Annotated in this window: 20 protein-coding genes and 1 pseudogene; 15 read left to right on the forward strand and 6 right to left on the reverse strand. The window is 61.8% G+C overall.

Annotated elements, in window-relative coordinates:
• Positions 1-21: 21 nt before the first annotated feature.
• Both B1526_RS07125 and B1526_RS07130 read right to left on the reverse strand, forming a co-directional pair.
• Entirely contained in the window at positions 22-1542 is a 1521-nt protein-coding gene (locus B1526_RS07125) for a substrate-binding domain-containing protein (RefSeq protein ID WP_157908716.1), read from the reverse strand.
• A 134-nt stretch (positions 1543-1676) separates the two neighbouring features.
• On the reverse strand, positions 1677-2894 hold the full coding sequence (locus B1526_RS07130) for an NADP-dependent isocitrate dehydrogenase (RefSeq protein ID WP_095615361.1): 1218 nt from the start codon (positions 2892-2894) through the stop codon (positions 1677-1679).
• 128 nt (positions 2895-3022) lie between these two features.
• Here B1526_RS07130 and B1526_RS07135 point away from each other — a divergent pair, with 128 nt between their 5' ends.
• The 12 genes and pseudogenes from B1526_RS07135 to B1526_RS07190 form a co-directional block, all read left to right on the forward strand.
• Positions 3023-4144 carry a GuaB3 family IMP dehydrogenase-related protein gene (locus B1526_RS07135; RefSeq protein WP_095615362.1) on the forward strand — a complete coding sequence of 374 codons (1122 nt, stop codon included), beginning with the start codon at positions 3023-3025 and terminating at the stop codon, positions 4142-4144.
• Positions 4145-4849: 705 nt separating this feature from the next.
• Positions 4850-5518: an Rv3235 family protein gene (locus tag B1526_RS07140; RefSeq protein ID WP_095615363.1), complete on the forward strand. Its 669-nt coding sequence runs from the start codon at positions 4850-4852 to the stop codon at positions 5516-5518.
• A gap of 41 nt (positions 5519-5559) precedes the next feature.
• Positions 5560-7629, forward strand: coding sequence for an AMP-dependent synthetase/ligase (locus tag B1526_RS07145; RefSeq protein ID WP_095615364.1), 2070 nt, complete (start codon positions 5560-5562; stop codon positions 7627-7629).
• 3 nt (positions 7630-7632) lie between these two features.
• On the forward strand, positions 7633-8118 hold the full coding sequence (locus B1526_RS07150; RefSeq protein WP_095615365.1) for a peptide deformylase: 486 nt from the start codon (positions 7633-7635) through the stop codon (positions 8116-8118).
• 254 nt (positions 8119-8372) lie between these two features.
• On the forward strand, positions 8373-9287 hold the full coding sequence (rpsB, locus tag B1526_RS07155; protein WP_095615366.1) for a 30S ribosomal protein S2: 915 nt from the start codon (positions 8373-8375) through the stop codon (positions 9285-9287).
• Between the two features lie 80 nt (positions 9288-9367).
• Positions 9368-10228 carry a translation elongation factor Ts gene (gene tsf, locus B1526_RS07160; RefSeq protein WP_095615367.1) on the forward strand — a complete coding sequence of 287 codons (861 nt, stop codon included), beginning with the start codon at positions 9368-9370 and terminating at the stop codon, positions 10226-10228.
• 160 nt (positions 10229-10388) lie between these two features.
• Complete coding sequence (pyrH, locus tag B1526_RS07165) at positions 10389-11135, forward strand: UMP kinase (RefSeq protein ID WP_095615368.1); 747 nt, start codon at positions 10389-10391, stop codon at positions 11133-11135.
• Between the two features lie 50 nt (positions 11136-11185).
• Positions 11186-11740 (forward strand): ribosome recycling factor, encoded by a 555-nt coding sequence (frr, locus tag B1526_RS07170; RefSeq protein ID WP_095615369.1) that lies wholly within the window; start codon positions 11186-11188, stop codon positions 11738-11740.
• A 140-nt stretch (positions 11741-11880) separates the two neighbouring features.
• Positions 11881-12846 (forward strand): phosphatidate cytidylyltransferase, encoded by a 966-nt coding sequence (locus B1526_RS07175; RefSeq protein ID WP_407641011.1) that lies wholly within the window; start codon positions 11881-11883, stop codon positions 12844-12846.
• Positions 12847-12922: 76 nt separating this feature from the next.
• Complete coding sequence (gene rlmN, locus B1526_RS07180; RefSeq protein ID WP_095615371.1) at positions 12923-14140, forward strand: 23S rRNA (adenine(2503)-C(2))-methyltransferase RlmN; 1218 nt, start codon at positions 12923-12925, stop codon at positions 14138-14140.
• Positions 14141-14341: 201 nt separating this feature from the next.
• Positions 14342-15013 carry a TetR/AcrR family transcriptional regulator gene (locus B1526_RS07185; protein WP_235607098.1) on the forward strand — a complete coding sequence of 224 codons (672 nt, stop codon included), beginning with the start codon at positions 14342-14344 and terminating at the stop codon, positions 15011-15013.
• Positions 14949-15239, forward strand: a pseudogene (locus tag B1526_RS07190) (ATP-binding cassette domain-containing protein); the annotation flags it as partial. The gene B1526_RS07185 and the pseudogene B1526_RS07190, both read left to right, overlap by 65 nt.
• A gap of 114 nt (positions 15240-15353) precedes the next feature.
• On the opposite strand, the gene B1526_RS07195 reads toward B1526_RS07190, so the two are convergent.
• Positions 15354-16388 (reverse strand): helix-turn-helix domain-containing protein, encoded by a 1035-nt coding sequence (locus B1526_RS07195; RefSeq protein ID WP_095615372.1) that lies wholly within the window; start codon positions 16386-16388, stop codon positions 15354-15356.
• A 317-nt stretch (positions 16389-16705) separates the two neighbouring features.
• Here B1526_RS07195 and hisF point away from each other — a divergent pair, with 317 nt between their 5' ends.
• The 3 genes from hisF (at position 16706) to B1526_RS07210 (ending at position 19529) form a co-directional block, all read left to right on the forward strand.
• On the forward strand, positions 16706-17476 hold the full coding sequence (hisF, locus tag B1526_RS07200; RefSeq protein WP_095615373.1) for an imidazole glycerol phosphate synthase subunit HisF: 771 nt from the start codon (positions 16706-16708) through the stop codon (positions 17474-17476).
• A gap of 80 nt (positions 17477-17556) precedes the next feature.
• Complete coding sequence (hisI, locus tag B1526_RS07205) at positions 17557-17973, forward strand: phosphoribosyl-AMP cyclohydrolase (RefSeq protein ID WP_095615374.1); 417 nt, start codon at positions 17557-17559, stop codon at positions 17971-17973.
• Entirely contained in the window at positions 17973-19529 is a 1557-nt protein-coding gene (locus B1526_RS07210) for a chorismate-binding protein (RefSeq protein ID WP_095615413.1), read from the forward strand. Before hisI ends, B1526_RS07210 begins: the two co-directional genes overlap by 1 nt.
• Before the next feature lie 105 nt (positions 19530-19634).
• Here the strand turns inward: B1526_RS07210 and B1526_RS07215 are convergent, their stop codons facing one another.
• The 3 genes from B1526_RS07215 to B1526_RS07220 form a co-directional block, all read right to left on the reverse strand.
• Positions 19635-20228, reverse strand: a complete 594-nt coding sequence (locus tag B1526_RS07215; RefSeq protein WP_095615375.1) for a uracil-DNA glycosylase family protein — start codon at positions 20226-20228, stop codon at positions 19635-19637.
• 206 nt (positions 20229-20434) lie between these two features.
• Positions 20435-20584 carry a hypothetical protein gene (locus B1526_RS09195; RefSeq protein ID WP_164470457.1) on the reverse strand — a complete coding sequence of 50 codons (150 nt, stop codon included), beginning with the start codon at positions 20582-20584 and terminating at the stop codon, positions 20435-20437.
• A gap of 215 nt (positions 20585-20799) precedes the next feature.
• Positions 20800-21105 (reverse strand): hypothetical protein, encoded by a 306-nt coding sequence (locus B1526_RS07220; RefSeq protein ID WP_095615376.1) that lies wholly within the window; start codon positions 21103-21105, stop codon positions 20800-20802.
• Positions 21106-21134: the final 29 nt, after the last annotated feature.

Raw genomic sequence — 21134 nt, forward strand, 5'->3', positions numbered from 1 at the left:
CGTACGCCGGACCGCTCATGTCTACAGGTCGGCGTCCGCGAGCGAGATGTACCCTGGGTCGATGAGCGCCGTTTTGAGGTTGCCGGCGCTCACTGCGACGAGGGGGAGCGCCATCGTCGGCACACCGTCGACGGTGTTGAGATGCCGAGTCGAAGCCGCTCCTTCGCCTCGGTCGAACGCCTGGCATAAGGCCGCGATGCCCTCGGCGTTGTCGTTGCGCGAGGCGAGGCCGGTCATCCACTGCTTGCCGTCTACGATGTTCGGAATGTTGCTGACGTAGGCGCCGTAGCCGGTGATGATCGGCCAACGGCTGGAGGAGGCCGCCGCCGCGCCGCCGTTGGCGCTTTCATCCCCCGTGTGGGCGTCGACGCCCGGTTTGGGGGCCTGTGTCGGTTCGGGAACCTTGCCGCGCTGCACATCATGTTTGCCCGCGATGTTGCCAAGGACGTCGCCGACCGTGATCGATGGGTTGATGTCGGCTGCCGTGCCGACATACCCCATGTCGGCGAGTCCCTTGACGACACCGGATGCGACGAAGTCGTTCATCGAGACGACGCCGTCGATTGGTGTGAACGTGCCTTTCGTGTTCGTACGCAGCCGTGCCTTGATCTCGTCGACGACATCATCGGCGTTCTTCGCTTCGAACGCGACATCGTGCCAATCGTCCTCGGTCGAAGCCGCGGAGAGTTTGAGTGAAGGACTCATAACGACCCCGGAGCGGAAATAGGTGCCGAGCACGCTCCACGCGCCGACGAATGCATCGTGCGCGAACTGCTGTTCATCGTCCATATGCGTGGCGCGCCCGTTGAGGGGGAGCATGATTTCGATGCGTTTGGGATTGTCTTTGCTTGTCTTGTCGAGTTCGAGTTTGTTGACGAGCTGCTGTGCCTGCATACGTCCTATCTGTTCTGCGTCGCACATCGATACGAAGACGTCGGGGGTGAAGCCGGGGATGCGTGTGGAGAGGACGATGACGTGCACACCCGCTGATTTGGCGAGCGTGAGCGCATCGACGGTGCGCGTGAGCGCCTCGTGGTATGCCCGTTCGTCCGTGCCGCCGTCGGTGGTTTCGGCGCTGAGTGTCTGCGTCGCGTAATCGCCATAGTATTTCGTCGATTCCGCAGTCCGCACCGCGGGGGCGACGATGAGCGTCACTGTTCCCTCGTCGGTATTGGAATCAGTATGTCGTCCTTCATCCGTCCGCTCGACATATTCGCGGACATATGTATCGAGGCTCCTGCTTTGCTTGTCGAAATCGGAATCCATATGCGCGTCGATCGAGCTGTTTTCGAAGCCATGTTCGACGAGTGCGTCCGATGTGGCGTCTACAAATCTGTTCCATGTGTTGATTGGGACATTCTGGGAGATCGTGAAACCGTCATTCGGTACGAACATCGCCACCGACCCATTCGTCTCGGACGGTGTCGCCTCAAGCCCTGATTCCGGGGCGCCCCCGGTCGCGCCCGAGCACGCCGTCAATGTGAACGACAGCGTGCAGCACAGCGCCATCATCATGCGGCGACGCAGGGGAATGGGACTCATGGATGACATGACGTACCGCTTTCTCGAGGATGGTCGGGGACGAACACAGCACGATTGTACTCGGAAAGACGGCAAACGGCCCGGGATGGCGGATGTGGCCCCACCTCCCGGGCCGTTCGTCCCGGCAGGGCCCGTCAGCCCCGAAGCGTCTTGTTCAGGTTCTCGTCAAGCGCATCCATGAATCCCTCCGTGTCAAGCCACGGATGGTCGGGGCCGATGAGCATCGCAAGGTCCTTCGTCATCTGGCCGCCTTCAACGGTCGAGATGATCGTCTGCTCGAGCTTCTCGGCGAAATCGGCGACCTGCGGGGTGCCGTCAAGCTTCGCACGGTGCTTGAGGCCGCCCGTCCATGCGTAGATCGAGGCAATCGGATTCGTCGACGTCTTCTCGCCCTGCTGCCAACGGCGGTAATGGCGTGTGACGGTGCCGTGCGCGGCTTCGGCCTCGACGGTCTGGCCGTCGGGCGTCATGAGGACCGACGTCATGAGGCCGAGCGACCCGAAGCCCTGTGCGACGGTGTCCGACTGCACGTCGCCGTCGTAGTTCTTGCAGGCCCACACATAGCCGCCATGCCATTTGAGCGAGCTCGCGACCATGTCGTCGATGAGGCGGTGCTCGTAGGTGAGGCCCTCCTGCTCATAGCGGTCCTTGTATTCGGTCTCGAACACTTCGGCGAAGATGTCCTTGAACTCGCCGTCATAGGCCTTGAGGATCGTGTTCTTCGTCGACAGGTAGACCGGGTATCCGCGCAGCAGTCCGTAATTGAAACATGCGCGCGCAAATCCGCGGATCGAATCGTCGAGGTTGTACTGGACCTGCGCGACGCCGGCGCCGGGGTAGTCGAAGACGAGGTGTTCGATCGGCGCGGAGCCATCCTGCGGCGTGAACGTCACCGTCAACTTGCCGGCGCCGGGGACCTTGAAATCGGTCGCCTTGTACTGGTCGCCGAACGCGTGGCGCGCGACGACGATCGGCTTCGTCCATCCGGGCACGAGGCGCGGAATGTTCGAGATGACGATGGGCTCACGGAAGATCGTGCCGCCGAGGATGTTGCGGATTGTGCCGTTCGGCGACTTCCACATCTTCTTGAGTCCGAATTCCTCCACGCGCGCCTCGTCCGGCGTGATCGTCGCGCATTTGACGCCGACGTGCTCGCGTTTGATCGCCTCCGCGGCGTCGACCGTCACCTGGTCGTCGGTCGCGTCACGGTTTTGGATGCTCAGGTCATAGTAATCGAGGTTGACGTCGAGGTAGGGCAGGATGAGACGGTCCTTGATGTCCTTCCAGATGACGCGCGTCATCTCGTCGCCGTCGAGTTCGACGACGGTTCCTTCGACCTTGATTTTCGCCATGGGGGATTCCTCCAGTGAGTGATCGATTGTTTCGATAGACATGCTTAGCGCATGAGTGTTTCGTCGACGGTCGATTGTCCAAAAACGCGGTGCTTTGCGTGTCATTGCTGAGCATTAGCCTAAGAACCATGTCTCAGGAAATTGAAATCGGCCTTGGCAAGAAGGGCCGCATCGCCTATGGGCTCGACGACATCGCGATCGTCCCCTCGCGCCGCACACGTGATCCGCAGGACGTGTCCACAACATGGCAAGTGGACGCCTACCAGTTCGACATTCCCGTCATCGGCGCGCCGATGGATTCGGTCACGAGCCCAAAGACCGCGATCGCGCTCGGTCGGCTCGGCACTGTCGGTGTCCTCGACCTTGAAGGCCTGTGGACGAGGTATGACGACCCTGAGCCGATTCTTGCGCGTATCGGTGAGCTTGGCCCGGATGAGGCGACGGCCTATCTGCAGCGTGTGTACTCCGAACCGATCAAACCGGAGCTCATCGTTTCGCGTCTCCATGAAATCCGTGACGCAGGGGTGACGGTCGCCGGTGCGCTGTCGCCGCAGCGCACGCAGCAGTATTACTCGACCGTCCTCGAGGCGGGCGTCGACCTCTTCGTCATCCGTGGGACGGCCGTGTCCGCCGAACATGTGTCGACCGACCATGAGCCGCTCAACCTCAAGAAGTTCATCTACGACCTTGATGTCCCCGTCATCGTCGGCGGCGCCGCGAACTACACGGCGGCGCTGCATCTCATGCGCGCCGGCGCGGCGGGTGTCCTCGTCGGCTTCGGCGGCGGCGCGGTCTCCGCGGTACGCAAGACAATCGGCGTGCATGTGCCGCTCGCGACCGCGATATCCGATGTCGCCGAGGCGCGCCGCGACTATATGGACGAATCGGGTGGCCGTTATGTGCAGGTGATCGCCGACGGCGGCATGGGCAACTCCGGCAGTTTCGTGACCGCCCTTGCGATGGGCGCGGATGCGTGCATGCTTGGCGCGCCGCTCGCACGCGCGAAGGAAGCTCCGGGCCATGGCATGCATTGGGGTGCGGAAGCCCGCCATGAGACGCTCCCGCGTGGCTTGCGTTCCAATGTGGGCACCGTGGGCACGCTTGAGGAGATCCTCTACGGACCGAGCCACATGGCCGACGGCAAGACGAACTTCATCGGTGCGTTGCGCCGTGCGATGGCGTCCACCGGATACGTCGACCTCAAGAACTTCCAGCGCTGTGATGTCGTTGTGACGCCCACGGGGCGCTGAGCGGAGCCTTCCTGCATTGACGGGGCCGTGGTGCGCGCAACGCTACCATTGCGTGCACCACGGCCCCGCTTTGCTATATGGGAGGCGGCTCTGAGGGGTACGCGCTTCGCGTACGTATATCGCCGAAGGCGAACATTTTGGCATGAAGTGTCTACGGATTGTACGTGTGCCGATATGCCATGGAAAGGGCGTATGGTGCGTTTTCATGCTTCTGGAAGTGTGGGGGGACGCTGTGGATTCTCAATATGTGGATACGACAATATATCGGTATGGTGTCGCAATTCACATCTTGTTCGATTAGTTCATTGTGCAAACGTATTCAACGCGCATGAGCAAAAAGGGCGAAATACCGCCACGTTTGAGAAGGCGTTTGCGGAACATCAACACAAATCCACAATAATTTGTTCGATTGTGGATGATGCACAGTTTATCCACAAATGGAATGTCCAAGTGAAAGCGTTGGCATATTGCTGCGAAATACGCTACATTCGATTGCGGCGGGGAGATTCACGGAATCAACGGTGCGAACTGGGGAGGAAGGGAGTCGACCGCTATGAACAACAACAAAACAATGCTGGCGTATCCAATTGCGTCCCATGTGCATCCCATATGCGCCGCCGCTTCGCGGTCTGCATATGGCCGCACAAGACGCGTGGAACGCCCAAGCGACGACAGATGAAAGAATAAAGAGAAGGAGGCCCGTACATGGTCAGGAGCGACGATGCTTACATGCAGGATGAGCCTACGGGGGACAACAATGATGACGAAGTCCTCGACCTCGGATGGTCGAAACTGTACGAGGAAATGGACGAGGAAAGCCGCAAGGAATTCGACGCCGACGTGCGCAGGGACCGCGAACGCGCTCGGTTGGCCCGGATCGCCGACCTCAAGGCGATAGAACGCATGAAACAGTGTGCCGCACAGGTGCTGCCGTATTTCGACGGTGAGATTCCGCTCGCGGTGCCGGGCGAATCGTTGCGCTACCATGTGCAGCTGTGTTTCATGCACGAATACGCCGATTCCTATATCCGTAACCTCATCATGCAGATATGCCGCACGCTGTGTTCGGCGATCGAGGTCATGCGTGCACGCCAGTCGGGAAGCTCGCTTGCGAAATATATGCAGCCCGAGTGCATCGAGCGTATCGAGATGATGCGTTCGGTTCTCACGTGTGATCCGCGCACACTCCCCGAACCGGTGCTCAGGATGCGTTATGCACCGGTCATGCCGACCCTCGTCCATGTGATGATGCTGAGCGAGACCGTCATGGAGGTCTCGATACATCTGACCATCGGAGGGAAGCACCATTGCGGCAACATGCGCCTCGTGCGTGTGGGGTCGCGCTGGATGTGCGTCCTGATGGACCTCGGCTGAATCGTCGGTCGCTCGCGTCCCCCTGCGTTATAGTTGGAGACATGCTCAGGGAATATGGACTTGACAATATCTATGTGACGACGCAGGGGGACACAGTGTATTCGCTGTTGTCCAAGCGCGCGATCGCCGACCCCGACGACCTCATCGCCCAATGGAAGGACGAAAGGACACGTCAGTGGAATGATGTCATGGCGGGGGAGATGCTCGCCCAGGTGCGCAGTGTCGCGAAGGGCCTCATGGCCCTCGGCGCACGGCAAGGCACGATGGTCGTGCTGTATTCGGCCACATGCTATGAGTGGGGCGTCCTCGATTTCGCCTGTGCGGCGATCGGTGCGGTCTCCGTGCCGATCTATGAGACGGATTCCCCGAAGCAGGCCGCCTCGATCGTCGAGGAGGTCGAGCCACTCATCGCGTTCGGTGGTGACGAGGCGCATACGCATACCCTCGATTACATCGCCGCCGAGCATCCATGCGTCAAGCATGTACTCAACATCGAGAACGGCGCGCTCGACGCGCTCATCAATTACGGCGAGGCCGTCGACGATGACGCGTTGGATGACGCGATCGGCCGGGTGCGTGCGGACGATTTGCTGACGATTGTCTATACGTCCGGTTCGACCGGCAAACCGAAGGGTGCGATGTTGTCGCACCGCAATTTCACACATATCGTCAAGAACGGCTATGAAATCCTGCCGGAGATGCTCTATGAGCCGAACAGGCTGTTGCTGTTCCTGCCGCTTGCGCATTGTTTCGCGCGTTACATCCAATACACGGCGATCGGCGGCCATGGCGTCGTCGGCTATGTGCCCGGGGCGAAGCATCTGCTTGCCGATCTGCGTGGGTTCAAACCGACCTATCTGCTTGGCGTGCCACGTGTCTTCGAGAAGGTGTTCAACGCGGCGTCGCAGAAGGCCGGCGCCGGCATGCGCGGCCGCATCTTCGCGAACGCGTACAAGCATTTCGTCGCATGGTCGAAGATGGAGGTCGAGCACAAGCACCCTTCAGCGATCATGCGTATGAAGCATTCGTTCTATATGGGCACTGTCGCGTCGTCATTCCGCTCGGCGCTTGGCCCCAACCTGCGCTACCTCGCATGTGGCGGGGCGCCGATCAACACCGATCTTGTGCATTTCTTCAACGGCATGGATGACATCACCTTCATCCAGGGGTATGGCATGACGGAGACGGCCGCGCCGATGGTCGTCAACTGGCAGAAGGCGAACCGTCCCGGTTCGGTCGGACGGCCCGGCCCCGGCATGGCTGTCCGCACGGCCGAGGATGGCGAGATCGAGGTCAAAGGCCCGAACGTGTTCCTCGGCTACTACAAGAACCCGGCGAAGACCGACGAGGTCCTCGAACCGAGCGGTTGGCTGCACACGGGCGATCTTGGCACAATCGACGACGAGGGGTTCCTGTACATCACCGGCCGCAAGAAGGACATCATCATCACCGCGGGCGGCAAGAACGTCTCCCCGGCGCCAATGGAGAACACGATATGCGAGTGTCCGATCGTCGCCCATGCCGTCGTCGTCGGTGACAACAAGCCGTTCATCGGCGCGCTCGTGACACTCGACCCGGATATGACGCCGTCGTGGCTCAAGGAGCAGGGGCTCGACCCCGACCTGCCGATGGAGGATGTCGCGAACAGCGATGCCGTCCATTCCTTCATTCAGCAATATGTGGACAGCGCGAACGCCGCGGTGTCACGCGCCGAATCGGTGCGCAAGTTCATCGTGCTCCCCGAGGACTTCAGCCTTGAGGATGGCACGATGACGGCGAGCATGAAGGTCGTTCGTCCGAAGGTGCTCACACAATATGCCGATGTGATCGAAGGTGAGCTGTACGCGCCGATGGCCTCCGTGCGCACACCGAATGTCGGCATGCAGATCCTGGAAAGCACGACGGAGACGGTGAGGAAGGCCGGCGAAAGCGTGCGTGCCGCGTCCGAGAACGTGACGCCGCGCGTGCGGCACGCGATCGACAACGTGCAGGAGCGCTTCGGCGAGTGGCGCGATGAGCGCACCGGCGCCATACGTGACAGGGGAGACGCCACGAATATGGGCGACCTCGACCCTGAGACGAAGACCGAGCAACCCAAAACAGAGGAGTGACCAGTGGCAATCCGTGAAATTCGAGTCGTACCCGATCCCGTCCTGCGCACGCCGTGTGATCCCATCACCGAGATCACGCCGGCGGTGCGCCGCCTTGTCGAGGACCTGCTCGACACCGTCGACGATCCTGGACGTGCGGGACTGTCCGCGAACCAGATCGGCGTGAGCCTGCGCGCGTTCTCCTACAATCTCGACGGCCGCGTCGGCTACATCCTCAACCCGGTGCTCGAGGAGACGAGGGGCGAACAGTACGGTGACGAAGGCTGCCTGTCGCTGCCCGGATTGTGGTACAAGACCCGCCGCGCCGAATATGCGCGCGTGCGTGGCATCGACCTCGACGGCAACGAGGTCGTCCTCGAAGGCGACGGCATCATGGGGCGCATGCTCCAGCATGAGACCGACCACCTTGACGGCCATGTGTACATCGACCGTCTTGAAAAGGACGAACGACGCGCGGCGATGCGCAGGATGCGCAGTCTGCAGCGCTGAGCCATCCACGTCGGTGGGCTCCTCGCAGAATCGTTGATTCTGGGAGGAGCCCATGCTATATTCGACGATGGTGCGCCATCCGGCGGCCCCGCAGTCGCGCGCGGGGACGTCACAAACACATCCCCTACACGCGCATCGTGAATACGCGCCATGCGAGCGACGGCTTGTGTCGGTCGGTCGAACCCCAAGCGGGGGCGAGATTGCACGCAATGCCGCATGGCTAGGCAATAACCGACAAGAAAGGTAGCAATACCATGGCTCAGATCACCATGAGCGAGATGCTGAAAGCGGGTCTTCAGTTCGGACACCAGACCCGTCGTTGGAACCCGAAGATGAAGCAGTACATCCTCACGGAGCGCAACGGCATCTATATCATCGACCTGTTCAAGACACTCGACCTGATCGACGTCGCCTATGATTTCATCAAGACGACCGTCGAGCACAACGGCACCGTCCTGTTCGTCGGCACGAAGAAGCAGGCTCAGGAAGCCATCAAGGCCCAGGCGACCCGCGTGGACATGCCGTATGTGTCCGAGCGTTGGCTCGGCGGCATGCTCACGAACTTCCAGACCGTCTCCAAGCGCGTCACGCGTCTCAAGGAACTCGAGAAGATGGACTTCTCCGATGTCCACGGCTCCGGTCTGACGAAGAAGGAGCTGCTGCTCCTTGAGCGAGAGAAGGACAAGCTCGAGAAGCAGCTCGGTGGTATCCGCAACATGAGCCGCACGCCTTCCGCGATGTTCGTCGTGGACGTCAACAAGGAAGCGCTTGCGGTCGAGGAAGCCCATAAGCTCGGCATCCCGGTCGTCGCGATCGTCGACACGAACGCCGATCCGGAAACCGTCGAATACCCGATTCCGGCGAACGACGATGCAATCCGCGGCATCGAACTGCTTACGACGCTTTTCGCCGACGCTGTCGCCGAAGGCCAGATCGAACGCTCCAACAAGGGCGCCCAGGCTGAGGGTGACAATGCCGAACAGCCGATGCCCGCTTGGGAGAAGGAACTGCTCGAGAACGACAGCAAGACGACCGATCGTGAGAACGCCGTCGTCACCGAGAGCGCCGTCCTCAAGGATGACGAAGCCGAAGGCGCCTCCTCCGAGGCCGCCCGCTCGGGCGCCCACTTCGAAGCCTCGCAGGCCGAGAAGGACACCGAAGCCAAGTGATCCATGTGCGGCGACGCGTGATGCATCGCCGCACACCATGGCTTTCCTGAACACTTTTCATTCAAACCAAGGAGATATCAATGGCAGCTATCACCGCAGCATTGATCAAGCAGGTCCGTGAGGAGACCGGCGCAGGCATGATGGACGTCAAGAAGGCGCTCACCGAGGCCGAAGGCGATGTCGCGCGCGCGAAGGAAATCATCCGCGCGAAGGGCATCCAAGCCGCTGGCAAGCGCGAGGGCCGCAAGGCCCAGGAAGGCACGATCGCCTCGACCGTCATCGATTCGGCGAACGGCCAGACCGGTTACGCCGTCGAGCTCAATTCGGAGACCGACTTCGTCGCGAAGACGCCGAAGTTCGTCGACTTCGCCGACACGGTCCTCGCGGATGCGGTCAAGGCAGACGCGGACAGCATCGAGGCCGTCCTTGAAGCCCCGTCCGCGGACGGCACCGTGAAGACCGACATCGAAGAGGCCGCCGCGCTGTTCGGCGAGCATGTCAAGGTCGGCCAGTTCGCGAAGATCACCGGACCGCGCGTCGAGATCTATGCCCACAAGAAGTCCGCCGAGATGCCGCCGAGCATCGTCGCGATGATCGCGACCGATGAGGCCGGCGCCGCCGTGGCCCATGAGGCCGCCCTGCAGATTTCCGCGATGGGTGCGCGTTGGCTCACCCGTGAGGATGTCCCGGAGGATGTCGTCGAGGCCGAACGTCGCGTCGCGACCGAGAAGTCCCTCGCCGAAGGCAAGCCGGAGAAGATCGTCCCGAAGATCGTCGAGGGACGTCTCAACGCCTTCTTCAAGGAGAACGTGCTGCTTGAGCAGGCCTACGTCAAGGATCCGTCGAAGTCGATCGGCGACCTCTTCAAGGAGGTCGGCGGCCAGGCCCTCGCGTTCGCACGCCTTGAGGTCGGCAAGGGCCCAGAGGCCGACGTCGACTGATGCTATGGCCGGTGCGGGCATCCATTGATGGCCGCACCGCGGACATCGCATATCGAAGGGGTCGCCCGTCAGGAATGACGGGCGACCCCTTTCCGTGTCAAACGCCACCGATACTCTAAAAGACGGCATTATGCGTTCGATCGGCAACGAAAGGCACGGTATGGCAGAAGAAACGGCACAGTCCGAACCACGTAGGGTGTTGCTCAAGCTTTCGGGGGAGGCCTTCGGCGGAGGTAGTGTCGGCATCGACACAGGGGTGGTGCGCCGCATCGCGTCGGAGATCGTTCCGGCCGTCGCAGCGGGCGTGCAGGTCGCCATCGTCACCGGCGGCGGCAATTTCTTCCGCGGCGCCGAGCTCCAGCAGGCCGGCATTGACCGTTCCCGCGGCGATTACATGGGCATGCTCGGTACCGTCATGAACTGTCTCGCGCTGCAGGATTTCCTCGAGCAGGAGGGGCAGGCGACGCGCGTGCAGACGGCTATCACGATGGGACAGGTCGCTGAACCATACATTCCCCTCAAGGCGATCCGACATCTCGAAAAGGGGCGTGTCGTCATCTTCGGCGCTGGGGCCGGCATGCCGTACTTCTCGACCGACACCGTGTCGATCCAGCGTTCGCTTGAGATCCATTGCGACGAGGTACTCATGGGCAAGAACGGCGTCGATGGTGTCTATACGGCCGACCCCCGCAAGGATGCCGACGCGAAGCGGTTCGCCCGTCTGAGCTACAAACGTGCACTCGTTGACAACCTCGCGGTCATGGACGCGTCGGCGATGGCGATGGCGCGTGACAACGACCAGCACATCCGCGTGTTCGGCCTCGAAGCGCCCGGTAACGTCACCCGCGCGTTGCTCGGCGAATCCATTGGTACGCTGGTGTCCAATGGCGAATCCCAACTCGCGTGACGCCCACGCGGTACGCATAGTGAACACAGGTTTCATCAAAGGAGAACAACATGGCAAATCTCGTGGACCAAGCCAAGGCACAGATGGCGAAATCCGTCGAATCGACGAAGGAGAACTTCTCCGGTATCCGTACCGGCCGCGCCAACCCGGCGCTTCTCAACGGCATCGTCGTCGAATACTACGGCGCGCCTACGCCGCTCAAGTCGGTCGCGACGATCGGTGTGCCGGAACCGCGGACATTGTCCGTGACGCCGTTCGACCCATCACAGGCGAACGCCGTCGAAAAGGCGCTGCGTGATTCCGACCTCGGTGCAAGCCCACGCCGCAACGGCGCGCAGATCCTGCTGACGATGCCGGAACTGACCGAGGACCGCCGCAAGGAATACGTCAAGCTCGCCAAGACGAAGGCCGAGGACGGTAAGGTCGCTGTGCGCAACATCCGCCGCAAGACGAAGGAAGCGATTGACAAGGCCGTCAAGGACGGCGAGATGGGTGAGGATGAGGGCGACCGCCTGCTCAAGGACCTCGACAAGGTCACGAAGCAGGTCACCGAGGAACTCGATGCCCTGCTCGAAGGCAAGCAGAAGGAGATCATGGAGGTCTGACACCTCCTGCCATTCGATGCGCCCGACGCGTAAAAACGGTTCCCGAAGCTTCGGGAACGCGCGTGGGCGCATCGTTGTATGTCATGCATGGGTGTGTCCTCGGACCAAGGACACACCCGGCCCACTGAAGGAAGGCAACGGTGCCGCATATGCAGCAATCCCATGAGGCCGAGGAGAAACTCGAACAGATCAACAAGAGGACCGGCCGCAACATGCCCCAGGCCGTGGCGACGGCCGTCGTGCTCATCGTCATCATCCTTGCATGCCTGTTCATCGATCCGATGCTGTTCGCATTGCTTGTCGTCGTGTTCATGATTCCGGCGCTGTGGGAACTCAGGGTGGACTTCGCGACCCGCAACCTGCACATCCCACTGCTCACGCTTTGGATCTGTTCGACTGCGACACTGCTCGCCGTCTACTTCTGTGAGCAGCACGTCGTCGCGATGGCGACAGGTGTGATGGCGTCGCTCATCATCGTCGCCGTCACCGCGAGTCTGCAGATCACGCTCAACGGCAGGACATCGCAGGCGGTCGCGAACAAGGCCTCGGACGGCAACGGTCCCCGCGCGGAGCACCTTGCACAGGAACCGCATAGCCATCTGACGCAAGTGGCTGTGTCGATGTTCACCGTCCTCTATATCCCCTTGCTTGCCTCATGCATCATCATGCCGGTCACGTTCAATGGACATCCGGTCTCGCATGCGATCCTCATCGTGTTCATGCCGGCGCTGAGTGACACGGGCGGCCTGTTCGCGGGGGCATGGCTCGGCAGGCACAAGCTGTGCCCGACGATATCCCCGAAGAAATCGGTCGAAGGCTTATGCGGTTCGATTCTTTTCGCGATGGCTGGTTGTGCTGTCGTGTTCGCATGCACCTATGAGGCGTCGATGTGGGCGTCGCATTGGTGGGTGCCCATCATCGCCGGCATCATGATCGGCGTCGTCGGCACGTTCGGCGACCTGTGCGCATCGCTCATCAAACGGGACCTTGGCATCAAGGACATGGGCCATCTGCTCAAAGGGCACGGTGGCATCCTCGACCGTGTCGATTCGATCCTCATGTGCGCGCCGTTCATATGCGTGCTGCTGTGGATGACCGGACTGTGACCGGCCGCCCTCGCGACGCGCGCCCATCCGGTATTGGGCCTATGCCATCCATCCATCCGACGAAAGTGTGACGACCATGACCTGTGACGATTCGTTCCGTTCCACCGCCACGACGCATGACGAGCCGGAAAGCGGCATCACGCCCGGAGGCACGTCCGGCGCGTTCCGTGATGTGCTCGCGAAGGACCATGCGCGCCGTGGCAAACCACCGCTGCATTTCGCGGACATGGATGCCGGAGAACGCATCGAACGCGCGAAGGCGCTCGGCATGCCGAAGTTCCGCGTCAAACAGCTCGCGAACCATTACTACGCCCATTTCGACGCCGATGCCTCGACCTTCACCGATGTCCCCTCCTCGTTGCGCGGGGACGTGCAACAGGCGTTCTTCCCGACGCTCATCACCGAAGTGACGCGTCAGGTCGCCGACGACGGACAGACGGTCAAGACGTTGTGGAATCTGTTCGACGATGCGAAGATCGAGTCGGTGCTCATGCGGTACCCGAACCGCACGACGCTGTGCATATCGTCCCAGGTCGGTTGCGGCATGGGATGCCCGTTCTGCGCGACCGGACAGTTGGGGCTGACGCGCAACATGTCCGCTGGTGAGATCGTCGAGCAGGTGCGCGTCTCGGCGGCGATGATGCAACGCGGTGAGGTGGCCGGGGGCCCCGGGCGCTTGAGCAATGTCGTGTTCATGGGCATGGGGGAGCCGATGGGCAATTACAAGGCCATCATGTCGGCTGTACGCCAGATAAGCGCGATGCCTCCTGAAGGCTTCGGCATCTCGGCGCGTAACATCACCGTGTCGACCGTCGGGGTCGTCCCCGGTATCCGCAGACTCGCGCAGGAAGGCGTTCCGGTCCGCCTCGCCGTTTCGCTCCACGCGCCGAACAATGAGCTGAGGGATGAGCTCGTGCCAATGAACAAACGGTTCGACGTCGACGCCGTGCTCGACGCCGCCCACGACTACTATCTCGCGAGCAAGCGCCGTGTGAGCATCGAATACGCGCTCATGCGTGGCATCAACGACCAGGAGGTGCACGCGCGCCAACTCGCGAACAAACTCAACCATTACGGTGACAACTGGGCGCATGTCAACCCGATCCCGCTCAATCCGATTGAGGGCTCGAAATGGACGGCGTCGAAGCCCGAGGACGAACAACGGTTCCTTGAGATCCTGCACAACGCCGGCATCACCGCGACATTGCGTGACACGAGGGGCCAGGACATCGATGGCGCCTGCGGGCAGCTTGCCGCCAAGACCATCAATATGACGATGCCGCAGCGTTCCTGACACCACTGGACGCCGGGTTCCGAGCCCCGCACTGTGCGCATGCCATGCGCACAGTGCGGGGCTTTCTGCTGTGTTGCACAGACGGCTGCCGGTGCGCACCGTGCATCGCCGCGAGAATAATGTAACAGGTGTTACGTAACGGGTGTTATTCTATGTGATGACCGGTGACCATGTCACACGATGCCATACGAATGGAGATGCATGATGCCGCGGATACCGAAATATTCACGTGAACAGATCATCGACGCCGCCTTCGCGATCGTCCGCGAACAGGGGGCGGACGCACTGAGTGCACGGGCGCTGGCGAGCCGTCTCGGGTGCTCGGTCAGGCCGATCTTCGACGCGTTCACGAACATGGAGGAGTTGCACCATGCCGTCTGGTTGTCCGCGAATGAGGCGTACAACGACCATATCCGTGCCGCGATGGAGGACGGAGGGGACAAGCCGTATCTCGCGAGCGGACTTGCCTACATCGACTTCGCGCGTAGGGAACCCCGACTGTTCGCGATGCTGTTCATGCGGCCCCGCACCCGGCATGAGATGGAACAGGCGGAGCAGGATGTATGTCCCGTCATCGAACTTGTCGCCGCACAGCTTGGTGTGTCATATGAGCGGGCGTACGCGTTCCATATGCAGCTGTGGGTCTACGTGCATGGTCTTGCGACGATGATCGCTTCGCGGTACCTCGAATGGGACGGCGACTTCGTCGGACGCTCGACATCCGACGTCTACAGGGCGCTCAAGGCTCAACTGGAAGCGGAACGGACGGCGACGCAACGGTCGGTGGCGACAAAGGAAGGAGCGTGTCATGGCTGCGATACGCACCGTGCATCTGACGAAACGGTATGGCGGCACGACCGCCGTCGACGATGAGAACCTCGTCGTCGAGCAGGGGAGCTTCTTCGCGCTACTCGGCGTGAACGGCGCAGGCAAGACGACGATATCGATGCTCACTGGATTGACGCGCCCCACGAGCGGGGGCGCATACGTGCTCGGCAAATCCGTGCTCACCGACGGCGCGAGGATCAGTGAGCGCATCAACGTTTCCCCGCAGCAGACGGCTGTCGCGGAGCATCTCAATGTACGTGAGAACCTTGAGCTCATTGCGGGCATCTACGGCCAATCCAAGCGCTGTGCGGCCGCAAGCGCGCATGACGTACCGATGAGGGGCGATGCGCTGCATCGCCCCTCATCGGTCAATGATCCGGACCGTTCAGCGTTTCGTGTCGCGTTCGGCGATCGCGTTCGTGACAATCGACGAGATGCCGCACAGCAGTCCGCCAATGACCCACGACATCCAGAACATGCCGTTCGGTCCGCCGTCGAAGAAGAACAGCATCGACAGTCCCGCGATTGTCGCAAGGATCATGATCGTGCCGCATATCGCGCCGTTGAGGCCCTCCATCGTGTCCATATGCCGGCTGCGTTCCTCGCGCACTGCCTCCTTGTTGTATGCCGCGACGTCGATGCGCGCATAGTTCATGCCACCGAATGTGCATGCAGCGACACCGCCGGCGATGATCATCATGAACAACGCGGTCGGCCATCCCTCGTCGATGTGCAGCGCGCTGTCGGCGAGGATGAGGAACGCGAGCGCGATGAGGATCAGCCCGATGCCGAAGATGAGGCTTATCGTGAGCGTGCGCATCGCCTGCTGGCGGTCCTCACGTGTGTAGAAGTCCTCGACGAACGGGTGGCGCCTCATGAACTCGGCATGGTCGAGGCCCGCTGGGATGAAGAACGCGAGCGCGACGAGCACGCCGATCGCGACGCACAGGAAGACGAGGAAATCGCCGAACGACGGCGATACCGGCAGCGCATGCTCGCCGGTGAATAACAGGCCGACGCCGACGCCGAAGATGACCGCGAACATGCCCGTGGAAATCCTCCTGTCGAACGAGCGCATGTGTTCGTCGTATCCGGTGATGTCCTGCGGCAATGCGGATGGTTCAGGAAGGGGCGGCATCCCTGCGCCCGTGACCGCTTTTGGGGGACGTGCACCGTCCGTGTCCTCCCGATGGGCCGTTTCGGCGTGCGTCACCGGCGTGCGGACGTCTCCGATGACGAGGTCGTCGAGGGTGACACCGAACAGGTCGCATATCATGAGCAGTTTGTCCATTTCCGGATATGCTTTGTCGCTTTCCCATTTGCTGATCGCCTGTCTGGATACGCCGAGCAGCATCGCGAGCTGCTCTTGTGTCATGTTGCGTTGTGCACGCAGGTATTGCAGATTGTCCCTGAAGCTCATGGCCGTCGTTCCTTTCCTTTGCCGTGGGGCCTTTTCCGGTGGCCGGGGCGATGGCATCCACTATGCCCGAAAGGCGTGCCCCGCGTCCATCAGCTTGCGGTTGCATGCGCTGGTGCAACCGCAAGATGGCCGGGCAACCTGCGGTTGCATCCGCGGTATTGCAACGATTGTGCGGATGTGCGCCGCCTCGTCCGGAGCGTGGCGCTGTTTCACGATGCGGGCACGGGGAACGTCACCCAATGTCGATGTAACAGGGAATCGGTACGCTGGAACCATTCGTGTTCCCGTCCGATACAACGATCTGAAGAGGTGCGCCCATGTCTTTGGCGGTCCGTGTTATCCCATGTCTCGACGTCGACGCCGGACGCGTCGTCAAGGGCGTCCATTTCGAGAACCTCAAGGACGCGGGCGATCCCGTCGAGCTCGCCGCCGAGTACTACCGTCAGGGCGCCGACGAATTGACGTTCCTCGACGTGACCGCGTCAAGCTCGCACCGTCAGACGATGATCGACGTCGTCACGCGTACGGCTGAGCAGGTCTTCATCCCACTGACCGTCGGCGGTGGTGTGCGCACGCCCGAGGATGTCGATTCGCTGCTGCGCTGCGGCGCCGACAAGGTCGGTGTCAACACGGCGGCAATCAACGATCCGACGTTGATCAGCCGCGTCGCAGGACGTTTCGGCAACCAGGTGCTCGTCCTGTCCGTCGACGCGAGACGTGAACGAGGCGAGCAGCATACGCGCTCCGGATTCGAGGTCACGACGATGGGAGGACGCACGTCGACGGGCATCGACGCGTTGTGGTGGGCGAAACGCGCCGAGGAACTCGGCGCCGGCGAGATCCTGCTCAATTCGATGGACGCCGATGGCACGCAGCAGGGGTTCGACCTCGAGATGATCCGTGCGATGCGCGAAGTCGTCTCGATTCCGATCATCGCGTCGGGCGGCGCGGGCAAGGCGCAGGATTTCCCGCCGGCTATCGCCGCGGGCGCGGACGCCGTGCTCGCCGCATCGATCTTCCATTTCGGCAAGGTCACGATCGGCGAGGTCAAGGACGAATTGCGCCGCGCCGGCTATACGGTGCGCTGAGGCCGGTGCGCCCAAGGGCGCATGCGCATGTATGATGATGTGGTTCATATGTGGTTTCCCAATATTGATGATGGAGCATGATGGGCAGCGAAGCTGAAATGACCTATGACAATACGGTGACGCTCGACCCGCGCATCAAGGCGCGGCTCAAATACGACGGACAAGGGCTCGTATGCGCCGTCGTGCAGCAGTACGACACGCATGAGGTGCTCATGGTCGGATATATGGACGATGAGGCGTTGCGCCGCACGCTGACGACGGGACGTGTCACGTTCTGGTCGCGTTCGCGTCAGGAATACTGGCGCAAGGGGGACACGTCGGGTCATGTGCAGTATGTGAAGTCCGTGCGCCTCGATTGCGATGGCGACGCGTTGCTCATCGAGGTCGATCAGGTGGGCGCCGCGTGCCATACCGGCAAACGCAGCTGTTTCGACGAGGGCGGCCCGTTGCCGGCCGTCGTCGGCGAACGTCCCGATGGACAACAGGAGGTGGCATGATGAGCGCCGTCAGCGTGCGTGACCTGGGTTGGGGGGAGACCTGGCCCAGCCGTGAACAGTTCCATGAACTCGCCGGCGAAGGCTACCGCATCATTCCCATCGTGCGCAGGATCCTCGCGGATTCGCTCACCCCGGTCGGCCTGTATGAACGGCTCGCCGGGCACCGTTCCGGCACGTTCATCCTCGAATCGGCCGAGACGAACGGCACATGGAGCCAATACAGCTTCATCGGCGTCGATGCGATGGCGCAGCTGCGCTCGAACGGCGGACGCGCCGACTGGCTCGGCGACGTGCCGTCGGGTGTACCCGTCGAAGGCGACGTCATCGATGTGGCGCGCGCGACACTTGACGTCCTGCGGTCGCCGAAGGTCGACGGCCTGCCGAACCTGACGAGTGGCCTTGTCGGCAATATCGGGTGGGACGCGATCCGTCATTGGGAGCCGACGCTGCCGGCGAATGCGCCGGATGAGACCGAACAGCCGGAGTTGACGCTCGCATTGGCGACCGACATCGCCGTCGTCGACCACAAGACCGGTTCCGTCTGGCTCATCGCGAATGCCGTGAACGTCGATGACAAGCCGACGCGTGAGGCCGCCGCCTACAACGAGGCCGTCGCGAGGGTCGAACGGATGGAGCTGCGGGCCGCGACTCCCACGCAGGACGAGTTCCGTGTCAATGTCATCGATCCGGACGTCGCGCAGCCCGAGTTGCGGTTCCGCACGAAGAAGGAGGACTTCCTCGCGATGGTGGAGCGTTCGCGACGCCACATCATCGACGGCGACGTCTTCCAAGTCGTCGGATCCCAACGCCTCGACATCGACTCGCCGGCCGACCCATTCGACGTCTACCGTGTGCTGCGTACGCTCAATCCGAGTCCGTACATGTACTTCATGACGTTGACCGACGCGCAGGGGCGCGATTTCAATGTCATCGGCTCCTCGCCGGAAACACTCATCAAGGTCGACGATGGGCTTGCGATGAGCTTCCCGATCGCCGGTTCGCGCCCACGGGGCAAGACGCCGGAGGAGGACGAGCGGCTGCATGACGAACTGCTCGCCGATCCGAAGGAGCGCAGCGAGCACATCATGCTCGTCGATCTGGCGCGCAACGACCTGAGCCGTGTGTGCGAACCGGAATCGGTCGAAGTCGTCTCGCTCATGGATGTGCTGCGGTACAGCCACATCATGCATATCTGTTCGACGGTGACCGGACGCGTCCTTCCCGGCATGGGCGTCATGGACGTGTTCACGGCCGCGTTCCCTGCGGGCACATTGTCAGGGGCTCCAAAACCGAAGGCGATTGAGCTCATCGACGAGATGGAGCCGGCCGACCGCGGCATCTACGGCGGCACCGTCGGCTATTTCGACTTCTCCGGCAACATGGACATGGCGATCGCGATCCGCACGGCGTTCATCCGCGACCACAAGGCATCGGTGCAGGCGGGAGCGGGCCTTGTCCTCGATTCGGTGCCCGAGAACGAATGGCTGGAAACGCGCAACAAGGCCGGTGCGAGCGTCGAGGCGATCAAGATCGCCGCGCAGCTCAAACGCGTATGAGCCATATCATCCATGCATCACACCTTGGCATGCATGAGAGGGTCCCAAGGTGCGATGCATCACACCTTGGGACCCTCTCCCTATCGAAACCGAGGACGCTCGGCCTCACGCGCCGAGCAACGCGTGGACTTGTTCGCGCAGCGCGGGGATGACCGTCTCATCGAACCATGGGTGTTCGGTACGCCAGATGTCGGTGCGTCCCGAGGGGTGCACGATCGGGAAATACGTAGGCAGGTAGTCGGCGAAATCCTTGACCGTGTCCTCGAGGCGCGCCTTCGAATCCTCATTGAGGTAGTAGCGCACCGCATAGGAGCCGACGAGGATCGTCAGCCGCACATGCGGCAGCAACGCCATGATCTGCGGATGGTACGTGGGTGCGACCCATGGACGTGGCGCCTCGGCGCCTTTGTCGCCCGGCGCATCGCCGAGATAATAGAAATCCATTGGCACAAGGGCGAATTTGCCCGAGTCATAGAATGTCGATTCATCGACGTCGAGCCATGAACGCAGCGTCTCTCCGCTGCGGTCGTCCCAGCAGCGTCCACGTGTCTGCGCGTTGAGGCTCGGTGATTGCCCGACGATCGTGATGAGGGCGTCCGACGGGGCTGAGAATACCGGCCGCTCGCCGCGCGTGGTGAATTGCGCGTCACGTGGGTCGTCGATGATGTGTTGCGTGATTGATGCGATCGTTGCTGTCATAAGCACTCCTTGTGAACATGTCCTTCGCCCACCGGATTAGCGCATCCGCCTTCGTATCGTATGCGCGGTGGGCGCATTGCGCCGACCGCGTCATCGCGGGCGTCCGACGGGGCGTTACGGCGCATGGTGGCATCGTGGTGACGCCAGGATATGGTGAGGGGCGCGCACCTTGATGGTGCGCGCCCCTCACCGTCGACGGCTCCCGGTCACTCGGCCTTGTCCCCGTGCTCCTTCTTGAGCTCATCGAGCTTGGCTTCCGCCTTGCCCTTGAGTTCGCCGGCCTTCATCTTGACCTCGTCCGCCTTGACTTCGGCCTTGCCCTTGAGTTCGCCGATCTTTTCAGCCATATCAGTCATGATTGGCTCCTTTCGTATGTGGGCGCCTTGTCGCGCCTCATTCATTACACCATGCGCGACGTGTGCGCCGGGCCGCGTTCCTCGCACAGGGCAAAGCGGCGTATCCTCAGCATATGCGCTACATGCGCCGGCGCGCCGCCGCGGTCTGTGACGGTACCAAGGCATGAAAAACGGGGCGGGGGAGAACCCCGTCCCGTGATGGGTGTCGGAAGGAATCAACCGAGCTGGGTGCCGAAGCGGTCGTTGAGCTTGACCTGATCCTCGGTGGCCTTGGCCTCCTCATCGGCGGCCTTGCCTTCGGCCTTGTCCTTCTTGTCATCGGCCTTATCGGTGATCTTCTCGAGCTTGGCCTCCGGATCGTCGGCGGCCTTGACGATCTTCTCGTCCTCCTTGGCGATGACCTTGGCGGCATGCTCCTCGGCGCGCTCGGCGCGCTTTTCGTCGCGCTTCGCCTCGTGCTCCTCATGCTTCTCGACCATATGGTCCTTGAATTCCTCGAAGTGTTCCTTGATGTCGGCCATAATCGGCTCCTTTCACCAATGGTATATGG

Source organism: Bifidobacterium criceti (genome assembly GCF_002286935.1).
In the GTDB taxonomy this organism is placed as follows: domain Bacteria; phylum Actinomycetota; class Actinomycetes; order Actinomycetales; family Bifidobacteriaceae; genus Bifidobacterium; species Bifidobacterium criceti.

Excerpts from the sequence above, each read along its gene's own strand:
- B1526_RS07210 (WP_095615413.1), top strand. The coding sequence starts at position 17,973 with ATGAGCGCCGTCAGCGTGCGTGACCTGGGTTGGGGGGAGACCTGGCCC.
- B1526_RS07195 (WP_095615372.1), bottom strand. The coding sequence starts at position 16,388 with ATGAGCTTCAGGGACAATCTGCAATACCTGCGTGCACAACGCAACATG.
- rpsB (WP_095615366.1), top strand. The coding sequence starts at position 8,373 with ATGGCTCAGATCACCATGAGCGAGATGCTGAAAGCGGGTCTTCAGTTC.
- B1526_RS09195 (WP_164470457.1), bottom strand. The coding sequence starts at position 20,584 with ATGACTGATATGGCTGAAAAGATCGGCGAACTCAAGGGCAAGGCCGAA.
- B1526_RS07185 (WP_235607098.1), top strand. The coding sequence starts at position 14,342 with ATGATGCCGCGGATACCGAAATATTCACGTGAACAGATCATCGACGCC.
- B1526_RS07215 (WP_095615375.1), bottom strand. The coding sequence starts at position 20,228 with ATGACAGCAACGATCGCATCAATCACGCAACACATCATCGACGACCCA.
- B1526_RS07145 (WP_095615364.1), top strand. The coding sequence starts at position 5,560 with ATGCTCAGGGAATATGGACTTGACAATATCTATGTGACGACGCAGGGG.
- B1526_RS07140 (WP_095615363.1), top strand. The coding sequence starts at position 4,850 with ATGGTCAGGAGCGACGATGCTTACATGCAGGATGAGCCTACGGGGGAC.
- B1526_RS07125 (WP_157908716.1), bottom strand. The coding sequence starts at position 1,542 with ATGAGTCCCATTCCCCTGCGTCGCCGCATGATGATGGCGCTGTGCTGC.
- B1526_RS07135 (WP_095615362.1), top strand. The coding sequence starts at position 3,023 with ATGTCTCAGGAAATTGAAATCGGCCTTGGCAAGAAGGGCCGCATCGCC.
- hisI (WP_095615374.1), top strand. The coding sequence starts at position 17,557 with ATGGGCAGCGAAGCTGAAATGACCTATGACAATACGGTGACGCTCGAC.
- frr (WP_095615369.1), top strand. The coding sequence starts at position 11,186 with ATGGCAAATCTCGTGGACCAAGCCAAGGCACAGATGGCGAAATCCGTC.
- B1526_RS07130 (WP_095615361.1), bottom strand. The coding sequence starts at position 2,894 with ATGGCGAAAATCAAGGTCGAAGGAACCGTCGTCGAACTCGACGGCGAC.
- rlmN (WP_095615371.1), top strand. The coding sequence starts at position 12,923 with ATGACCTGTGACGATTCGTTCCGTTCCACCGCCACGACGCATGACGAG.
- hisF (WP_095615373.1), top strand. The coding sequence starts at position 16,706 with ATGTCTTTGGCGGTCCGTGTTATCCCATGTCTCGACGTCGACGCCGGA.
- B1526_RS07220 (WP_095615376.1), bottom strand. The coding sequence starts at position 21,105 with ATGGCCGACATCAAGGAACACTTCGAGGAATTCAAGGACCATATGGTC.
- pyrH (WP_095615368.1), top strand. The coding sequence starts at position 10,389 with ATGGCAGAAGAAACGGCACAGTCCGAACCACGTAGGGTGTTGCTCAAG.
- tsf (WP_095615367.1), top strand. The coding sequence starts at position 9,368 with ATGGCAGCTATCACCGCAGCATTGATCAAGCAGGTCCGTGAGGAGACC.